This window comes from Flavobacterium caeni, from assembly GCF_900101895.1.
Classification (GTDB): domain Bacteria; phylum Bacteroidota; class Bacteroidia; order Flavobacteriales; family Flavobacteriaceae; genus Flavobacterium; species Flavobacterium caeni.
In genome coordinates this window covers 160,913-175,338 of record NZ_FMVF01000003.1, presented here as the reverse complement: position 1 = coordinate 175,338, position 14,426 = coordinate 160,913, and the positions used below count along the sequence as shown (strand labels likewise).

Annotated in this window: 14 protein-coding genes; 6 read left to right on the top strand and 8 right to left on the bottom strand. The window is 50.0% G+C overall.

Annotation, left to right across the window (positions count from 1 at the left end; all coding sequences use genetic code 11):
• The 3 genes from BLP55_RS03145 to BLP55_RS03135 all read left to right on the top strand — a co-directional run.
• On the top strand, positions 1 to 1,933 hold a 1,933-nt coding region (locus BLP55_RS03145; protein ID WP_170826777.1), incomplete at its 5' end, for a T9SS type B sorting domain-containing protein.
• Between the two features lie 58 nt (positions 1,934 to 1,991).
• The gene (locus tag BLP55_RS03140) at positions 1,992 to 2,903 is read left to right on the top strand and encodes a PorP/SprF family type IX secretion system membrane protein (RefSeq protein WP_091140875.1); all 912 of its coding nucleotides are present in this window, start codon (positions 1,992 to 1,994) and stop codon (positions 2,901 to 2,903) included.
• A 12-nt stretch (positions 2,904 to 2,915) separates the two neighbouring features.
• Entirely contained in the window at positions 2,916 to 4,850 is a 1,935-nt protein-coding gene (locus tag BLP55_RS03135; RefSeq protein WP_091140874.1) for an OmpA family protein, read from the top strand.
• A 285-nt stretch (positions 4,851 to 5,135) separates the two neighbouring features.
• Here BLP55_RS03135 and BLP55_RS03130 read toward each other — a convergent pair whose 3' ends face one another.
• The 7 genes from BLP55_RS03130 to pyrR all read right to left on the bottom strand — a co-directional run bounded on the left by BLP55_RS03130 (position 5,136) and on the right by pyrR (position 10,384).
• A complete protein-coding gene (locus tag BLP55_RS03130) occupies positions 5,136 to 5,636 on the bottom strand; it encodes a CAP domain-containing protein (protein WP_091140873.1) in 501 nt (166 codons plus the stop codon).
• Positions 5,637 to 5,872: 236 nt separating this feature from the next.
• Positions 5,873 to 6,373: a CAP domain-containing protein gene (locus tag BLP55_RS03125; protein WP_091140872.1), complete on the bottom strand. Its 501-nt coding sequence runs from the start codon at positions 6,371 to 6,373 to the stop codon at positions 5,873 to 5,875.
• Between the two features lie 286 nt (positions 6,374 to 6,659).
• Entirely contained in the window at positions 6,660 to 7,304 is a 645-nt protein-coding gene (gene pdxH / locus BLP55_RS03120; RefSeq protein ID WP_091140871.1) for a pyridoxamine 5'-phosphate oxidase, read from the bottom strand.
• A 115-nt stretch (positions 7,305 to 7,419) separates the two neighbouring features.
• The gene (locus tag BLP55_RS03115; protein ID WP_091140870.1) at positions 7,420 to 8,325 is read right to left on the bottom strand and encodes a ribonuclease Z; all 906 of its coding nucleotides are present in this window, start codon (positions 8,323 to 8,325) and stop codon (positions 7,420 to 7,422) included.
• Between the two features lie 111 nt (positions 8,326 to 8,436).
• Positions 8,437 to 8,766, bottom strand: a complete 330-nt coding sequence (locus tag BLP55_RS03110) for a ribonuclease Z (protein ID WP_091140869.1) — start codon at positions 8,764 to 8,766, stop codon at positions 8,437 to 8,439.
• A 44-nt stretch (positions 8,767 to 8,810) separates the two neighbouring features.
• Positions 8,811 to 9,746: an aspartate carbamoyltransferase catalytic subunit gene (locus BLP55_RS03105; protein ID WP_091140868.1), complete on the bottom strand. Its 936-nt coding sequence runs from the start codon at positions 9,744 to 9,746 to the stop codon at positions 8,811 to 8,813.
• Between the two features lie 98 nt (positions 9,747 to 9,844).
• A complete protein-coding gene (gene pyrR, locus BLP55_RS03100; protein ID WP_091140867.1) occupies positions 9,845 to 10,384 on the bottom strand; it encodes a bifunctional pyr operon transcriptional regulator/uracil phosphoribosyltransferase PyrR in 540 nt (179 codons plus the stop codon).
• A gap of 198 nt (positions 10,385 to 10,582) precedes the next feature.
• On the opposite strand from pyrR, the gene BLP55_RS03095 reads away from it, so the two are divergent.
• The 3 genes from BLP55_RS03095 to BLP55_RS16935 all read left to right on the top strand — a co-directional run bounded on the left by BLP55_RS03095 (position 10,583) and on the right by BLP55_RS16935 (position 12,692).
• Positions 10,583 to 11,035 (top strand): response regulator, encoded by a 453-nt coding sequence (locus tag BLP55_RS03095; RefSeq protein WP_091140866.1) that lies wholly within the window; start codon positions 10,583 to 10,585, stop codon positions 11,033 to 11,035.
• Positions 11,032 to 12,420: a sensor histidine kinase gene (locus BLP55_RS03090; protein WP_091140865.1), complete on the top strand. Its 1,389-nt coding sequence runs from the start codon at positions 11,032 to 11,034 to the stop codon at positions 12,418 to 12,420. Before BLP55_RS03095 ends, BLP55_RS03090 begins: the two co-directional genes overlap by 4 nt.
• A 98-nt stretch (positions 12,421 to 12,518) precedes the next feature.
• Positions 12,519 to 12,692, top strand: a complete 174-nt coding sequence (locus BLP55_RS16935; RefSeq protein ID WP_170826776.1) for a hypothetical protein — start codon at positions 12,519 to 12,521, stop codon at positions 12,690 to 12,692.
• Between the two features lie 89 nt (positions 12,693 to 12,781).
• Here the strand turns inward: BLP55_RS16935 and BLP55_RS03085 are convergent, their stop codons facing one another.
• Positions 12,782 to 14,398: an ABC-F family ATP-binding cassette domain-containing protein gene (locus tag BLP55_RS03085; RefSeq protein ID WP_091140864.1), complete on the bottom strand. Its 1,617-nt coding sequence runs from the start codon at positions 14,396 to 14,398 to the stop codon at positions 12,782 to 12,784.
• Between the last annotated feature and the right edge of the window lie 28 nt (positions 14,399 to 14,426).

The window sequence follows — 14,426 nt, the reverse complement described above, 5'->3', positions numbered from 1 at the left end:
CGTGGTTTGGTATGACGCCGAGACCGGTGGTAACATTGTGGCCAACCCGATCTTGAATACTGTCGGAACTGTGACCTACTGGGCGCAGGCCAATGTAGACGCTACGGCTTGTTCGTCGATCACCAGAACATCGGTGACCTTGACCATCAACCCGGCTGCCGAGGCACCAACCGTACAGGCTTCGAACATCACCGAATGCGAGGAGTCACCAATCCAAACCTTGACCGCTACGGCTACTGCTCCTGCGGGTGCAACCGTGGTTTGGTATGATGCCGAGACCGGTGGCAACATCGTGGCCAACCCAATCTTGAATACTGTTGGCACTGTGACCTACTGGGCGCAGGCCAATGTAGACGGCACCGCTTGTGCTTCTTTGACGAGAACTTCGGTTACGCTTACCATCAACCCTACGGTTTCGGCCCCGGTAACTGGTGGCGATATCACCGAGTGTGCGTTGAATCCGGTACAAACCATTACCGCTACGGCTACAGCTCCGGCTGGCGCAACGGTGGTATGGTATGATGCGCCAACCGGCGGTAACATCGTGGCCAACCCTACTTTGAATAACGTGGGTACGGTGACGTATTATGCACAGGCCAATGTAGACGGCACCAACTGTCCATCGTTGACCAGAACTGCCGTTACTTTGACCATCAACCCGGCTCCTGCAGCACCAACCTTGCTCGACGCAGCGGGTGAATGTCAGGTAACGGTAACGCCGCCGTCTGTCCAAGACAATTGCGGTGTGACCTTGACCGGTGTAACCACAGATCCATTGTTCTATGATGTACAAGGAACTTATATCATCAACTGGGATTTTGTAGACGGCAACGGAAACGTGATCGTATCGGCCAACCAAAACGTCATCGTAGACGACGTGACGCCGCCAACGGTTCCAACCCTGGCCAATGTAACCGGCGAATGTTCGGCTACGGCTACGCCGCCAACAACTACCGATAACTGTGCGGGCGAATTGACCGCCTCTACGTCGGATCCGTTGACCTATACCCAACAAGGTTCGTTCATCATCAACTGGACGTTCAACGACGGCAACGGCAACAGCATCACGGTGCAACAAACTGTGGTTGTAGACGATGTGACCGCACCGGTAACACCAGTTTTGGCGGACGTAACAGGACAGTGTTCGGTAGCGGTACCTACCCCGTCGACCACAGATTTGTGTAGCAACAACCCGATTGTGGGTACCACCACCGATCCGTTGCAATACAACGAAGTGGGTGACTACACCGTGACCTGGACATTCGACGACGGCAACGGCAACGTGACCACCGCTACGCAACTGGTTCAGGTGACTGCTTTGGGCACCACCCAATTGGCCAGCGCCGATTCAGATTGTAACAACGATACCGACGCGACATTCAACTTGAATACGTATCTTGCACAACAAAGCATCCCTGTGGGTGGTACTTGGGTAGATCCGGCCAACACCGGTTCGCTCAGCGGCACCAACAACGCGACGTTCACCCCATTCGGCTTGGCCGTTGGTGACTATGTGTTCACTTACAGCGTCCAAGATGGCGATTGTACGAGAAATGTAGAGTTGACGATGACTGTTGACGACAATTGTGAAGTGGAACCAATCGGTGCATGTGAGCCGATCATCCACAACGCAATCTCGCCAAACGGAGACGGCCAGAACGACTGGTTCCAGATCGACAACTTTGGTGATGCGTGTATCCATAGCAACTCGGTTGAAATTTACAACCGTTGGGGTATCTTGGTATTCGAAACCAGAATGTACGACAACGCAACCCGCGTGTTCAAGGGTTACTCAGAAGGCAGAACCACTGTCGGCAACGAAGAATTGCCTACCGGAACTTACTTCTACATCTTGAACTGGACCGCCGACAGAAATGAAGACGGGGTTTACGAGGAGTACCACAAGGAAGGATACTTATACCTATCAAGATAATAAAACTCAAATCTAACTCCCGGGAGTTTCGGCTCCCGGGATAATAAAACCAAGACTAATGAAAACAAGAATACTAATTTTCGTTCTGATGTTGACAGGGATGGTCAGTTTTGCCCAACAGGATTCGCAATACACCCAGTACATGTACAACACGATCACCATCAACCCGGCCTACGCGGGTTCGAGGGGAGCAATGAGTATTTTAGGCCTTTACAGGACCCAATGGGTTGGTTTGGACGGCGCGCCGAAAACCGCTGCGGTATCGGTACACACGCCCATCAACGAAACCAATCTTGGGGTTGGCGTTTCTTTCATCAATGACGAGATCGGGCCAACAACCGAGAACGCTATCTCTGTGGACGTTTCCTACACCGTCCCCGTTGGAGAGGAAACCAAATTGTCGTTTGGATTGAAAGGAACCGGAAATTTCTTTAACCTCGACAACGGCAAGTTGAACGCGGTGAATCAATCCGACCCATCGTTGCAAAGCACCAACTCTTTCAAACCGAACATTGGTGCGGGGGTTTACCTCCACAGCAACAAATACTACGTTGGATTGTCGGTGCCTAGCTTCATCGAGAACAAAAACAAATACGACGCCAACAACGTCGCGGTTTACACCGAAGCTTTGAACTACTACTTGATTGGTGGTTATGTGTTCGATTTGAGCCCAAGTGTCAAATTCAAGCCGGCCGTACTGACCAAAATGGTCATGGGTGCGCCGTTGCAAATCGACGGATCGGCCAACTTCATGCTCTGGGACAAATTGGTCCTGGGTGCGGCTTACCGTTGGGATGCAGCATTCAGCGCCATGGCTGGTTTCCAGATCAGCGACCAGTTGTATGCCGGTTATGCATACGACCACGAGACGACCAATTTGCGCAACTACAATTCAGGATCGCATGAAATCTTCTTGCGTTTTGAGTTGTTCAGCAACTACAACAAAATTATTTCCCCTAGATTCTTCTAAACTCCAGACAACATGAAAAATAAAGCAATCATCTTTTTATCGTTTTTGAGTCTACTGGCCGTGAATAGTTTTGCACAGGTCGGACTCAAAAAGGCGGACAAGCAATATGCCAAGTACGCCTACATCGATGCGACGCAAACCTATGAGCGCATTGCCGCCAAGGGTTACAAATCGCCGGATATGTTCATGAAGTTGGGTAACGCCTACTATTTCAACGCCGAACTGGAGAAAGCCAACAAATGGTATGGCGAACTCTTTGCGATGGGCGGCGAAATCGATTCGGAATACTACTACCGTTATGCCCAGACCTTAAAATCGGTGGGCGATTATGCGAAGGCCGACCAAATGATGACCCAGTTCAACCAAAAGTCGGGCGAGGATCTCAGAGGTAAGAACTTTGTCGACAAAAAAGACTACATGGAGGAAATCAAAGCCAATTCGGGCCGGTACGAAATCGCCGATGCGGGCATCAACTCCAAGTATTCAGACTACGGTAGCGCGTTCAACGGCAAGCAGGTCATTTTTGCATCGTCACGCGACACGGGTAACTTTGCCCAGAAAAAGCACAAATGGTCGAACCAGTATTTCACCGGATTGTATTCGGCCGAAATGAGCGAAGAAGGCGCACTCACCGACGCCAAGAAATACGCCAAGCAAATCAACACCAAGTACCATGAAGCCTCGGCCATCTTTACCAAAGACGGCAAGACCATGTACTTTACGCGCAACAACTTTAACAACGGCAAGAAGGGCAAAGATGCCAACCGCATCACCTTGCTCAAATTGTACAAGGCGACTTTCAAGGACAGCGTTTGGAGCGATCCGGTAGAAGTGTCGTTCAACAGCGACAGCTACAGCGTGGCGCACCCGTCGTTGAGCCCAGACGAAAAGACGTTGTATTTTGCGTCGGATATGCCGGGTACGCTTGGTCAATCGGATTTGTGGAAAGTAGCCATCAACGGCGACAGCTTTGGCACGCCGGTGAACCTTGGCCCGACGATCAACACCGAAGGCAAGGAAACGTTCCCGTTCCTGACCGATGAAAACGAATTGTACTTCTCTACCGACGGACATCCGGGCGTAGGCGGTCTCGACATCTTCATGGCTAAACTCAAGGAAGACGGAACCTTCAAGGCGCCGCTCAACGTGGGTACGCCGGCCAACTCGCCACAGGACGATTTTGCTTATTTGATCGACACCAAGTCCAGAAGAGGTTTCCTTTCTTCTAACCGCGACGGCGGACAAGGATATGACGACATCTACCGTTTCCTCGAAACCAGAAAACTCGTGTGCGAACAAGTGCTTTCGGGCGTTGTGACCGACCTTGAAACAGGCGAAGTCATTCCGGGCGCCAAGGTGACGCTCATGGACGACAAATTCAACAAGCTCAAAGAAGTCATTGCCGACGACAAAGGATTCTATGACATGGGCGAAGTGGAGTGCGGCAAAGTGTACTGGGTGCGCGGCGAGCAAGAGCTCTACGAAACCAAAGAACAGAAAATCACCATTTCTAAGACCGACGGCAAAACCGACCTCCCGATCCAACTCGAGAAAAAAGTCAAGCCGGTTACCGTGGGCGACGATTTGGCCAAGGCTTTTGGCATCAAGATTATCTATTTTGATTTGGACAAGTGGAACATCCGTCCGGATGCTGCGCTCGAACTCGAGAAGATCCTCGACGTCATGAAGCAGTACCCGACGATGAAAATCGACATCCGTTCGCATACCGACTGCCGTGCGTCGCACAAATACAACGAACGATTGTCAGACCGTCGTGCCAAGTCTACGATGGAATGGCTCATCAAGAACGGCGTCGATTCGGGTCGTTTGAGCGCCAAAGGCTATGGCGAAAACCAATTGGTTAACCATTGTGCCGACGGCGTGAAATGTTCCGAAGACGAACACCAGGCCAACAGACGAAGCGAATTCATCATTACCGCATTGTAGTGGTTCAGCTATTAATTCTGAAAAGCATCCTTCGGGGTGCTTTTTTTATGGATAATGTCCAGGCTTTAATCAATCCGAGCATCACAAAAAAAACGGCCCTATCAAAGGGCCGTCTTGGTTTAATCTAAGTTTTGTTGTATCGTCACCCGCTTAGCGTAGCAGTTGTTTCCTCAACCTGCGGATGGTGCTTATCTTGAAACGTCGGTTTATTGCTGTATTGTAAAGATACAACCATTGTGCCGGTCCTTCGTTTCAAATTACGCCGATTTGTTTACAAGATTTGGTTCAAAGCTTGACAAAAATGTTGGTATAGAACTTCTTACCGGTTTCTGGATCGATACGGATCGATACGCCGAAATGGGTAAAATCGCCTTCGATATTGGCCTTGTGTTCATCGCTGTTGAGCCAAGCCGCCAAAACCGAAGAAGCCGTCGAAAAGTTGTAGGCGACGTTCTCGTGTACGGTGCTCGCCCCCATCGTCTCGATGATTTCTTGCGCGCGGAGCTCAAAATTGTCGTGGTTGACCACATTGTTCTCGATCATGTACTGGTTGTGTTCGGACGAAATGACCGACACATAATCGGTGGTTTCCAACGGCGCCAAACCAATACTTTGTCTGTGGTTGTTGATCGCCTCGGCCAATTTGACCTCGTCTGTAGAATACGCATAATGTTCAATCTCCCAGGTTGTATTCGATGCCGAAGCCGGAGACTCGGCAACGGGCGCATCGCTGGAACACGATGCCAACGCCAGCGCCAAAACCAAGGCGCCAAAGTACTTTTTCATAGGGATGCGGTTTTGTCTAAAAGTAGTCTGTGGGGCAAACTTCCTTTTTAAATTAATAATTGGTCGTAGCGCCAATATTAAAAAACTATCGGCAAACGAACAAATAAATCCGATGAAATGCACTTTTTATTTTTATCAAAGGTTAGATTTCTTACATTTGAAAAAGTTATGTTAATAAAAAAGCCACCGGTGGGTGGCTTTCAGTCAAAACAAAACATATTTAAATTAAACTCAATTTACTTTTTGATAAAAATGTTGGTGTAGTACTTCTTTCCTGTTTCAGGATTGATGCGGATCGAGGCGCCGAAGTGCGTAAAGTCGCCTTCGATGTTGGCCTTGTGGCCCGGGCTGTTGAGCCACGCGTTGAGTACTGAATTGGCGGTCGAATAATTGTAGGCGACGTTCTCGTTTACTTTCGAGGCGCCCACGACGGCCATAATGTTCTGCGAACGCTCTTGGAAAAAGTCGTGGCTGATCTCGTTGACCGAAATCATGTAGTCGTTGTGCTGTCCTGATTTGTAAGACACGTATTCTACGGGTTGTAGTGTGCTGAGCCCGATGCTTTCGCGGTACTGGTTGATGGCGTCAAACAAAGCGAGTTCGTCGTTGTTGTAGTCATACTTTGCGGTTGCGGCATCGGCCGGCATAACCAGGTCTTCGGTTGCGTCTGAGGAACAAGATACTAAAGTCAGTACCAATACCAATGGCATGATTGCTCTGAGTAGATTTGTTTTCATAGTCACAGTAGGTTTTGTTTAAAGTAGATTGTGGGGCAAACTTCTTTAAAGGTTGATTTGAGTTTAATACTTAAAGTAGATGTGGGGCAAATGCTTTAAGGGTGTAAGAACGTTGTTTTGTTGAGACAATATTACACAAAACATCGTTTAACTGACAAATAAAATCGATGAACTACATCTTTTATGATTTTGATTAGGATATTTTCTTACAAATATGTAGTTCGTCGATGGTTTTTGGGCAAAAAAAGACCGCCCAAAAGCGGTCGGTCATTTACTGATAATGCGATCAAGGCGCAAGACGCTCAATTACCCACGAATGATCTTGCTGTAACCGATAACGGATCCTATCGTGCAGCCTGTTGGCCCTACCCTGCCAGAACTCGACTTCTACGGGCTTCACCAAATAACCGCCCCAATGCGACGGGCGCGGAATTTCTTTTCCCGCGAACGCCGTCTCCAATGCCTTGAGTTTGTCCTCCAACACCGCGCGCGAACCAACCACCTCGCTTTGGTTCGAAGCGATGGCGCCCAGCTTGCTTCCGTCGGGACGCGATTCGAAGTACCCGTCTGATTGGTTATCGCCAACTTTTTCCGCTACACCTTTAACAATCACCTGACGTTCGAGCGAATGCCAAAAGAACGACAAACACACATTGGCGTTGGCCGCAATGCTCCTGCCCTTTTCCGATTGGTAGTTGGTGTAGAACACAAAACCTTCATACGTGTATTGCTTGAGCAGCACCACGCGCGACTTGGGAAAGCCGTCGAGCCCGATCGTTGCCACCGTCATCGCATTGACCTCGTCTACGCCGCCAAAGGCTTCGACCTCATGGAACCAGCGCTTGAACAACGCAATCGGATCTTCGGGAATGTTGGTTTCGAGCAATTCGCTCTTTTCGTACGATTTTCTGTAGTCGCTTAGATCGCTCATCGTTGTTTATTTTAAATCTTAATTTTTTGGATTAAACCGTTTTTCATTGGCTGCTACTGATCATTGATTGACACCATCCTCTCTCATTCAAAATTCAAAATTTAAAATTTAAAATTTAGAAATTAAAAGTTTCGCCGTCGTTGGCCAGCAAGACCTCGGGAAACTCGGCAAGTGCTTCGTCCCTGAACCGCTCGATACGGTCGTAACGCGTCGAATAATGCCCGAGCACCAGCTGCTTCACACCTGCCAGACGTGCCACAGTCGCCGCCTGACGCGCGGTCGAATGCATGGTCTTGGTCGCCAATTCGGCCTCCGACTCCAAGAAAGTCGACTCGTGGTACAGCACATCGACACCTTTAATATAAGGCACTATGGATTCGTCGTACACCGTATCGGAGCAAAATGCATAACTTTTGGGCGGATTCGGCTCAAAAGCCAACAACGAATTCGCCAATACGGTCCCGTCCTCCAACGTAATGTCCTTGCCGTTCTTGATGTTCTGGAAATGATAGACCGGGATCTGGTATTGTTGCATCGCGTAGGGATTGAGTTTCTTTTCGCCGATTTTCTCCTCGAACAAAAAGCCGTTGGTGTAAATGCGGTGCTTGAGCGGGATTGTTTTGACCAGGACTTTGTCGTCTTCAAAAACCACCTGGCTTTCGGCCGATTCCAATTCGTGGAAAAACAAACCGTAGCTCGTCCAGGAATTCGACAACCGCAATTGCAGCGTAATGATTTCCTTGATGCCCTTGGGCCCATAAATGTGCAAGTCGGCGGTGCGGTTGAGCAACATAAAAGTAGACACCAGCCCAATCAGGCCATACACATGGTCGCCGTGCAGGTGCGAGATGAAAATGTGTTCGATCTTCGAGAACTTGATCTTACTCTTGCGCAACTGTACCTGGGTCGCCTCGCCGCAATCGATCAAAAACACGTGGTTCTTGATCTCAAGCACCTGTGCCGTCGGATTGGTCAAAGTACGCGGGGTGGCGGCATAACAGCCAAGAATGGTGAGCTTCATTTCGATTAACAATTGATAACGCAATTAATAATGGTCGGTGTGTCGATTCAATTGCAATTAGAATTGACGGTGTCGACTGTCAATCATCAATTATTAATTGTCCACTATTAATTAAAACCCGAGGTCGCGCTCGATTTCCTCCATCTCGATCATGTCGTGCGCCTCGAGCACCGTGGGCACCAAAACCAACTGCTGCGAAACGCTGTTGTAATCGACATTGGCCACAATCACGAACGATTTCTTGGCCTTCCGGTGCGTCTTGGACAACGGCAACAACGAATTGATGTCCTTGGTCGACAGCTGGCCGTGCAAAAGCAAATCGACGATGATGTTGTATTTCTCAAACGATTTGTATTCGTGCGTCAACTTCATCACAAACGACGTGAGTTCGCCCTGCGTGTCCTTGATGGTGGTGGTATGTCCCTTGGTTTCGACTTTCATGTTGATGGATTGGGAGCAACTAATTTACGTAGAATTTTAAACACTTACAACGGTTGCTGGATTTTCGATGCGAGCAGATAAATCACCGCCATCCGCACCGCCACGCCGTTCTCGACCTGGTCCAGGATCACCGACTGGCCCGAATCGGCCACGTCCGAAGTGATCTCGACGCCGCGGTTGATGGGGCCCGGGTGCATGATCACGATCTCTTTGTCGAGCGAATCGAGCAGTGCCTTGTCTACACCATATTGTTGCGCATATTCGCGCGTCGACGGAAAGTAATTCACGTCCATCCGCTCGTTCTGTACACGCAGCATGTTGGCCACATCGCACCACTCGAGCGCCTTGCGCAAGTTGGGTTCGACGGTCACGCCCAAAGATTCGATGTATTTCGGGATCAAAGTCTTGGGACCGCACACCTTGACTTCGGCGCCTTGCATCTGCAGCGCATAAATGTTCGAAAGCGCCACGCGCGAATGAAGGATGTCGCCCACAATCACAACCTTTTTGCCGCCTACCTCACCCAGCCTTTCGCGGATAGAATAGGAATCGAGCAAGCCCTGCGTAGGGTGTTCGTGCGCGCCGTCGCCTGCGTTGACGATGCTCGCCTTGACGTTCTGCGACAGGAAATAGGCCGCGCCCGGATTGGCGTGCCGCATCACCACCATGTCTACCTTCATCGAAAGGATGTTGTTGACCGTATCGATGAGCGTCTCGCCTTTCTTGACCGAAGACTGCGCCGCCGAAAAACTGATCACGTCGGCCGAAAGCCTTTTTTGCGCCAGTTCAAACGAAAGCTTGGTGCGCGTACTGTTCTCGAAAAAGATGTTGGCGATGGTGATGTCGCGCAACGATGGCACTTTCTTGATGGGGCGGTTGATGACCTCCTTGAAATGATCGGCGGTTTCAAAAATGAGATCGATGTCACTTTTGTTGATGTATTTGATGCCGAGCAGGTGGTTGACACTGAGTTCTTTCATTCCTTTTTTGCTGTATGCTTTAAGCCCTAAGCCGTAAGCCTGTGAGTTGTAGTTTCATGATGTTCGCCAGCTTAAAGCCTATTGCCTATGGCTTAAAGCTAATTGGTTATTAAATAAACGCCGTCTTCCCCATCCTGCTCTTTCCACGCCACTTTGACTTTCTCACCGCCGATCGAATCGACCTGCCTACCCCTGTAATCGGGCTGTATGGGCAAATGGCGGCTGAACCTGCGGTCGATGAGCACCAGCAGTTCGATGCCCGCCGCGCGTCCGAACGATTGGATGGCCGTCAGCGCCGAACGAATGCTGCGCCCGGTATACAATACGTCGTCGACAAAAACCACGTGTTTGTTGTCGACCAAAAAATCGATTTGTGTGATGCTGGCTTCGAGCGGTTTGTCGGTTCGTCTGAAATCGTCCCTAAAAAAAGTGATGTCGAGGTAGCCCACCGTCACTTCGGGAACGCGGTAATCCTGTTCGAGCAATTGCTTGAGCCGATCGGCCAAAAAAGTGCCGCGCGGTTGGATCCCTACCAGGACGGTGTTTGAAAAATCAAGGTGTTTTTCGATCAACTGACAAGCCAAACGATGCAGGATGATATTGACTTCTTTGGAAGTGAGCAATATTTTTTGACCCATTGGAGTGTTGTGTTTTATTCCGCTGCGCTCCGTGCAATTCGGCGGCGCCTCGGTTGGGTCGTAAAATTAAGCAAAAGTGTCCACCGTTGAAACATTTGTTGGGGATAAATTCGCGATGGGCCGAAACTCGTGACATTTTAAGGCGCGATGTCGAATATTATTGCTATTTTAGTGACGCCAATCCCCTAAATTTGAACGATGAAGACAACAAAACACATTTTTCTGACAGATGACGACGACGACGATTGTTTGTTGTTTTCGGAGGCTTTGCATGAAATCTCCCCAACCGACCAAACCCGATTGACCATCACACACGATGGGGTAACGCTCATGCAAACGCTCGACGGCACCGTACCGCCGCCGCCCGAGTTGATCTTCCTCGATTTGAACATGCCGCGCAAAAACGGTTTCGAATGTCTGGACGAGATTCGTTGCGATCCCAAGTTAAAGAATATTCCGGTGGTGGTATTTTCGACAAGCTCGAACCATGACATCATCGACCGCACCTACCAACAAGGGGCCAATTATTATGTTTGCAAGCCGCAGTCGTTTCAACTCCTCAAACAAACGCTCGCCTACGTCCTTTCACTCGAAGAGGACAAGCTGGAAAAACAACCGGTGCGCGAACAATTTGTCATCAACGTCGCATGAGGCTTATGGATGGAAACCGGCTCAACCGCATCAAGATTTCTTTCCTCATTGCCGCCGTGGTATTGCTTTCGCTTTGCCTCTATTCGTATGTCAAGATCGACAATTTGATGAAAACCTCGGCCTGGGTAAACCATACGGCCACCGTCAAGCTCGACCTAGAAACCTATTTTTCGCACATCAAGGACATGGAATCGTCGATGCGCGGCTATTTGCTCTCGAAAGACAGCCTGTACATCGGCGAATTCAAACGTGCCAAGGACGAAGCGGCCAAACGGATGCTGAATTTGCGCGCCAACACCAACGACAACTACTCCCAACGCGAAAACCTCAAGAAACTCGAAACGATAGCCTACAAGCGAATCGACAACATGGCGACGGTCATAGCGATTAAGGACTTCAACAAACTGCCCGACAGTACCCGCGCGCAGTACCGCCACACACGCGAAGAATTGCGCCAACAGATCGACAAGATGCTCGACGAAGAAGACGTGCTTTTGCGCATCCGGAAAAAATCGCTGACCCGCGAGAGTACCCTCACGCCTTGGGTTGCGGCATTGCTCGCTGTCACATCGATATTGCTGCTCATCGCGTCGTACTATGCGATCTACAAAGAACTCCGTACGTCCAACGCCCTGCGCGCCGACCTTGAAGGGAAAAACGACACCCTAGGGAAAATGAACGAGGAACTCGAATCGTTTACCTACATTTCGAGCCATGATTTGCAGGAACCGTTGCGCAAGATCCAGACGTTCCTGTCTATTTTGCTCGAGAAAGATGTGGGCAATCTTTCGGAACCGGCCAAAAATTACATCAAACGGTCGCAGGACAACGCCAACCGCATGCAAAACCTGATACGCGACCTGCTTGCCTATTCGCGTTTGAATACCGAAGTGTTTCCCGTCGAACCAGTGCGAATTGCTACCCTGGTCGATGAAATACGTGCCGATTTTGCCGAAGAGATCGAAGCCACCGGCACGCGCATCGACGTCACGGGGAATCCCGAAGTAGGCGCCATCGTGTCGCAATTCCGGCAGCTGCTGATCAACCACATTTCGAACTCGATCAAGTTTGCGCATCCCGATCGCGCCCCGCACATTGTGATCGACAACCAAACTGTCCGTGGCGATGCCGTACCTTTAGAAGGAGTGAATCCTGCCATCGACTATGCCCGTATTTCGATCGCCGACAACGGGGTTGGCTTTGAACCGCAATACCGCGACCGTATTTTTAAGGTATTCCAGCGTTTGCACATCGACCCGCAATACAAGGGCACCGGGATTGGACTGGCGATTGTCAAGAAAATCGTCGACAACCACCACGGTTTCATTACCGCCGACAGCGTCGAGGGCCAGGGCGCGACATTTACCATTTACCTGCCGGCTTGATAATCTTGTAAATTATTTGGCAAATATTGTAACCCGAACATCGTGCGCGGTTTGCATTTTTGTGGTGTTGCTTTAGATGAACCACAAAACACCGAATCATGTCAAAAAGAACGCTCGCCCTGTTGCTTTTACCGCTCATGCTAATGGGCGTTACTTCTTGTGACGTAATCGAAGCCATCTTCGAGGCCGGTATGGCCGTGGGCATCTTTCTGGTCATCGCCGTGATTGCCCTGATTGTTTTTGCCGTCAGCAAATTGGGCGGAAGCAAGTAAAATATAGGTTTGGACAAAAATCCAGCAGGCCGATTGGTTTGTGGGATTTTTACTTCTATAAAAAAGCCCGCATGGAGCGGGCCTTATCGTTAAGAATACATTTTCTTCCTGAGTTCCTGTATCTTATCGTCGTCGATGTAATCGTCAAACGTCATGTAACGGTCGATGACGCCTTTCGGGGTCAGTTCGACCACGCGGTTACCGACGGTTTGCGCAAACTCGTGGTCATGCGTCGTGAAAATCACCGAGCCCTTGAAATTCTTGAGCGAGTTGTTGAACGCCGTGATCGATTCGAGGTCGAGGTGGTTCGTAGGCTCATCGAGCATCAAGACATTGGCGCGTTCCATCATCATGCGCGAAATCATGCAACGCACTTTTTCGCCACCCGATAAGACGCGCGCGGTTTTGAGCGCTTCTTCGCCCGAGAAAATCATCTTGCCCAAAAATCCGCGGATGTTGACCTCTTCGCGCTCTTCTTCGGTTTTGGCCCATTGGCGCAACCAATCCACGAGCGTCAAATCGTTGTCGAAATACTCGTGGTTCTCGGCCGGAAGATACGCCTGGTTGGTCGTGATGCCCCAGTCGAATTTGCCCGCATCGGCGTTCTGACGTCCGTTGATGATTTCATAGAACGCCGTGGTGGCGCGTGAATCCTTAGAAAACAGCACGATCTTGTCGCCTTTGGCCATGTTCAAATCGACACCGGTGAACAGCGTTTCGCCATCGACCGACGCGGCCAAGCCTTCTACGTTCAGGATTTGGTCGCCGGCTTCGCGTTCCTGGTCGAAAATGATGGCAGGGTAACGACGGCTCGACGGCTTGATCTCGGCGATGTTGAGCTTGTCGATCATTTTTTTACGCGACGTGGCTTGTTTGGATTTGGCTACGTTGGCCGAAAAACGACGGATGAATTCCTCGAGTTCGGCTTTTTTCTCCTCGGCCTTCTTGTTTTGTTGGGCGCGTTGCTTGGCGGCCAACTGGCTCGATTCGTACCAAAACGTGTAGTTGCCCGAATAGTGGTTGATCTTGCCAAAGTCGATGTCGGAAATGTGCGTACAAACGGCATCCAAAAAGTGACGGTCGTGCGATACCACAATCACCGTATTCTCGTAATTGGCCAGGAAATTCTCGAGCCATGCGATGGTTTCGAAATCGAGGTCGTTCGTAGGTTCGTCCATGATGAGCACGTCTGGGTTGCCGAACAAGGCCTGCGCCAAGAGTACGCGTACCTTGAGCTTCGATTCGAGGTCGCCCATGAGCGTGTAGTGGAATTCGGCACCGATCCCGAGGTTCGACAACATGGCCGCCGCGTCTGAATCGGCGTTCCATCCGTTCATTTCTTCGAACTGCACTTGTAATTCCCCGATACGGTCGGCGTTTTTGTCGTTGTAATCGAGATAAAGCTCGTCCATCTCCTTTTTGATCGCATACAACACCTTGTTACCCATGAGCACGGTTTCCAGTACGGTGTGCTCGTCGAACATGTTGTGGTTCTGGTTGAGCACCGACATGCGTTTGCCCGGCTCGAGGAACACATGTCCCGAAGTAGGCTCCATATCGCCTGCAAGGATTTTGAGGAAGGTGGATTTTCCGGCACCGTTGGCCCCGATGACACCGTAGATGTTGCCATCGGAAAAGGTCGTGTTGACCTCGTCGAACAAAATCCTTTTGCCGAATTGTACCGATAAATTATTGACGTTTAACATGGATGTATTTTCTTTAAATGTGGCGCAA

Excerpts from the sequence above, each read along its gene's own strand:
- BLP55_RS03140 (WP_091140875.1), top strand. The coding sequence starts at position 1,992 with ATGAAAACAAGAATACTAATTTTCGTTCTGATGTTGACAGGGATGGTC.
- BLP55_RS03135 (WP_091140874.1), top strand. The coding sequence starts at position 2,916 with ATGAAAAATAAAGCAATCATCTTTTTATCGTTTTTGAGTCTACTGGCC.
- BLP55_RS03130 (WP_091140873.1), bottom strand. The coding sequence starts at position 5,636 with ATGAAAAAGTACTTTGGCGCCTTGGTTTTGGCGCTGGCGTTGGCATCG.
- BLP55_RS03125 (WP_091140872.1), bottom strand. The coding sequence starts at position 6,373 with ATGAAAACAAATCTACTCAGAGCAATCATGCCATTGGTATTGGTACTG.
- pdxH (WP_091140871.1), bottom strand. The coding sequence starts at position 7,304 with ATGAGCGATCTAAGCGACTACAGAAAATCGTACGAAAAGAGCGAATTG.
- BLP55_RS03115 (WP_091140870.1), bottom strand. The coding sequence starts at position 8,325 with ATGAAGCTCACCATTCTTGGCTGTTATGCCGCCACCCCGCGTACTTTG.
- BLP55_RS03110 (WP_091140869.1), bottom strand. The coding sequence starts at position 8,766 with ATGAAAGTCGAAACCAAGGGACATACCACCACCATCAAGGACACGCAG.
- BLP55_RS03105 (WP_091140868.1), bottom strand. The coding sequence starts at position 9,746 with ATGAAAGAACTCAGTGTCAACCACCTGCTCGGCATCAAATACATCAAC.
- pyrR (WP_091140867.1), bottom strand. The coding sequence starts at position 10,384 with ATGGGTCAAAAAATATTGCTCACTTCCAAAGAAGTCAATATCATCCTG.
- BLP55_RS03095 (WP_091140866.1), top strand. The coding sequence starts at position 10,583 with ATGAAGACAACAAAACACATTTTTCTGACAGATGACGACGACGACGAT.
- BLP55_RS03090 (WP_091140865.1), top strand. The coding sequence starts at position 11,032 with ATGAGGCTTATGGATGGAAACCGGCTCAACCGCATCAAGATTTCTTTC.
- BLP55_RS16935 (WP_170826776.1), top strand. The coding sequence starts at position 12,519 with ATGTCAAAAAGAACGCTCGCCCTGTTGCTTTTACCGCTCATGCTAATG.
- BLP55_RS03085 (WP_091140864.1), bottom strand. The coding sequence starts at position 14,398 with ATGTTAAACGTCAATAATTTATCGGTACAATTCGGCAAAAGGATTTTG.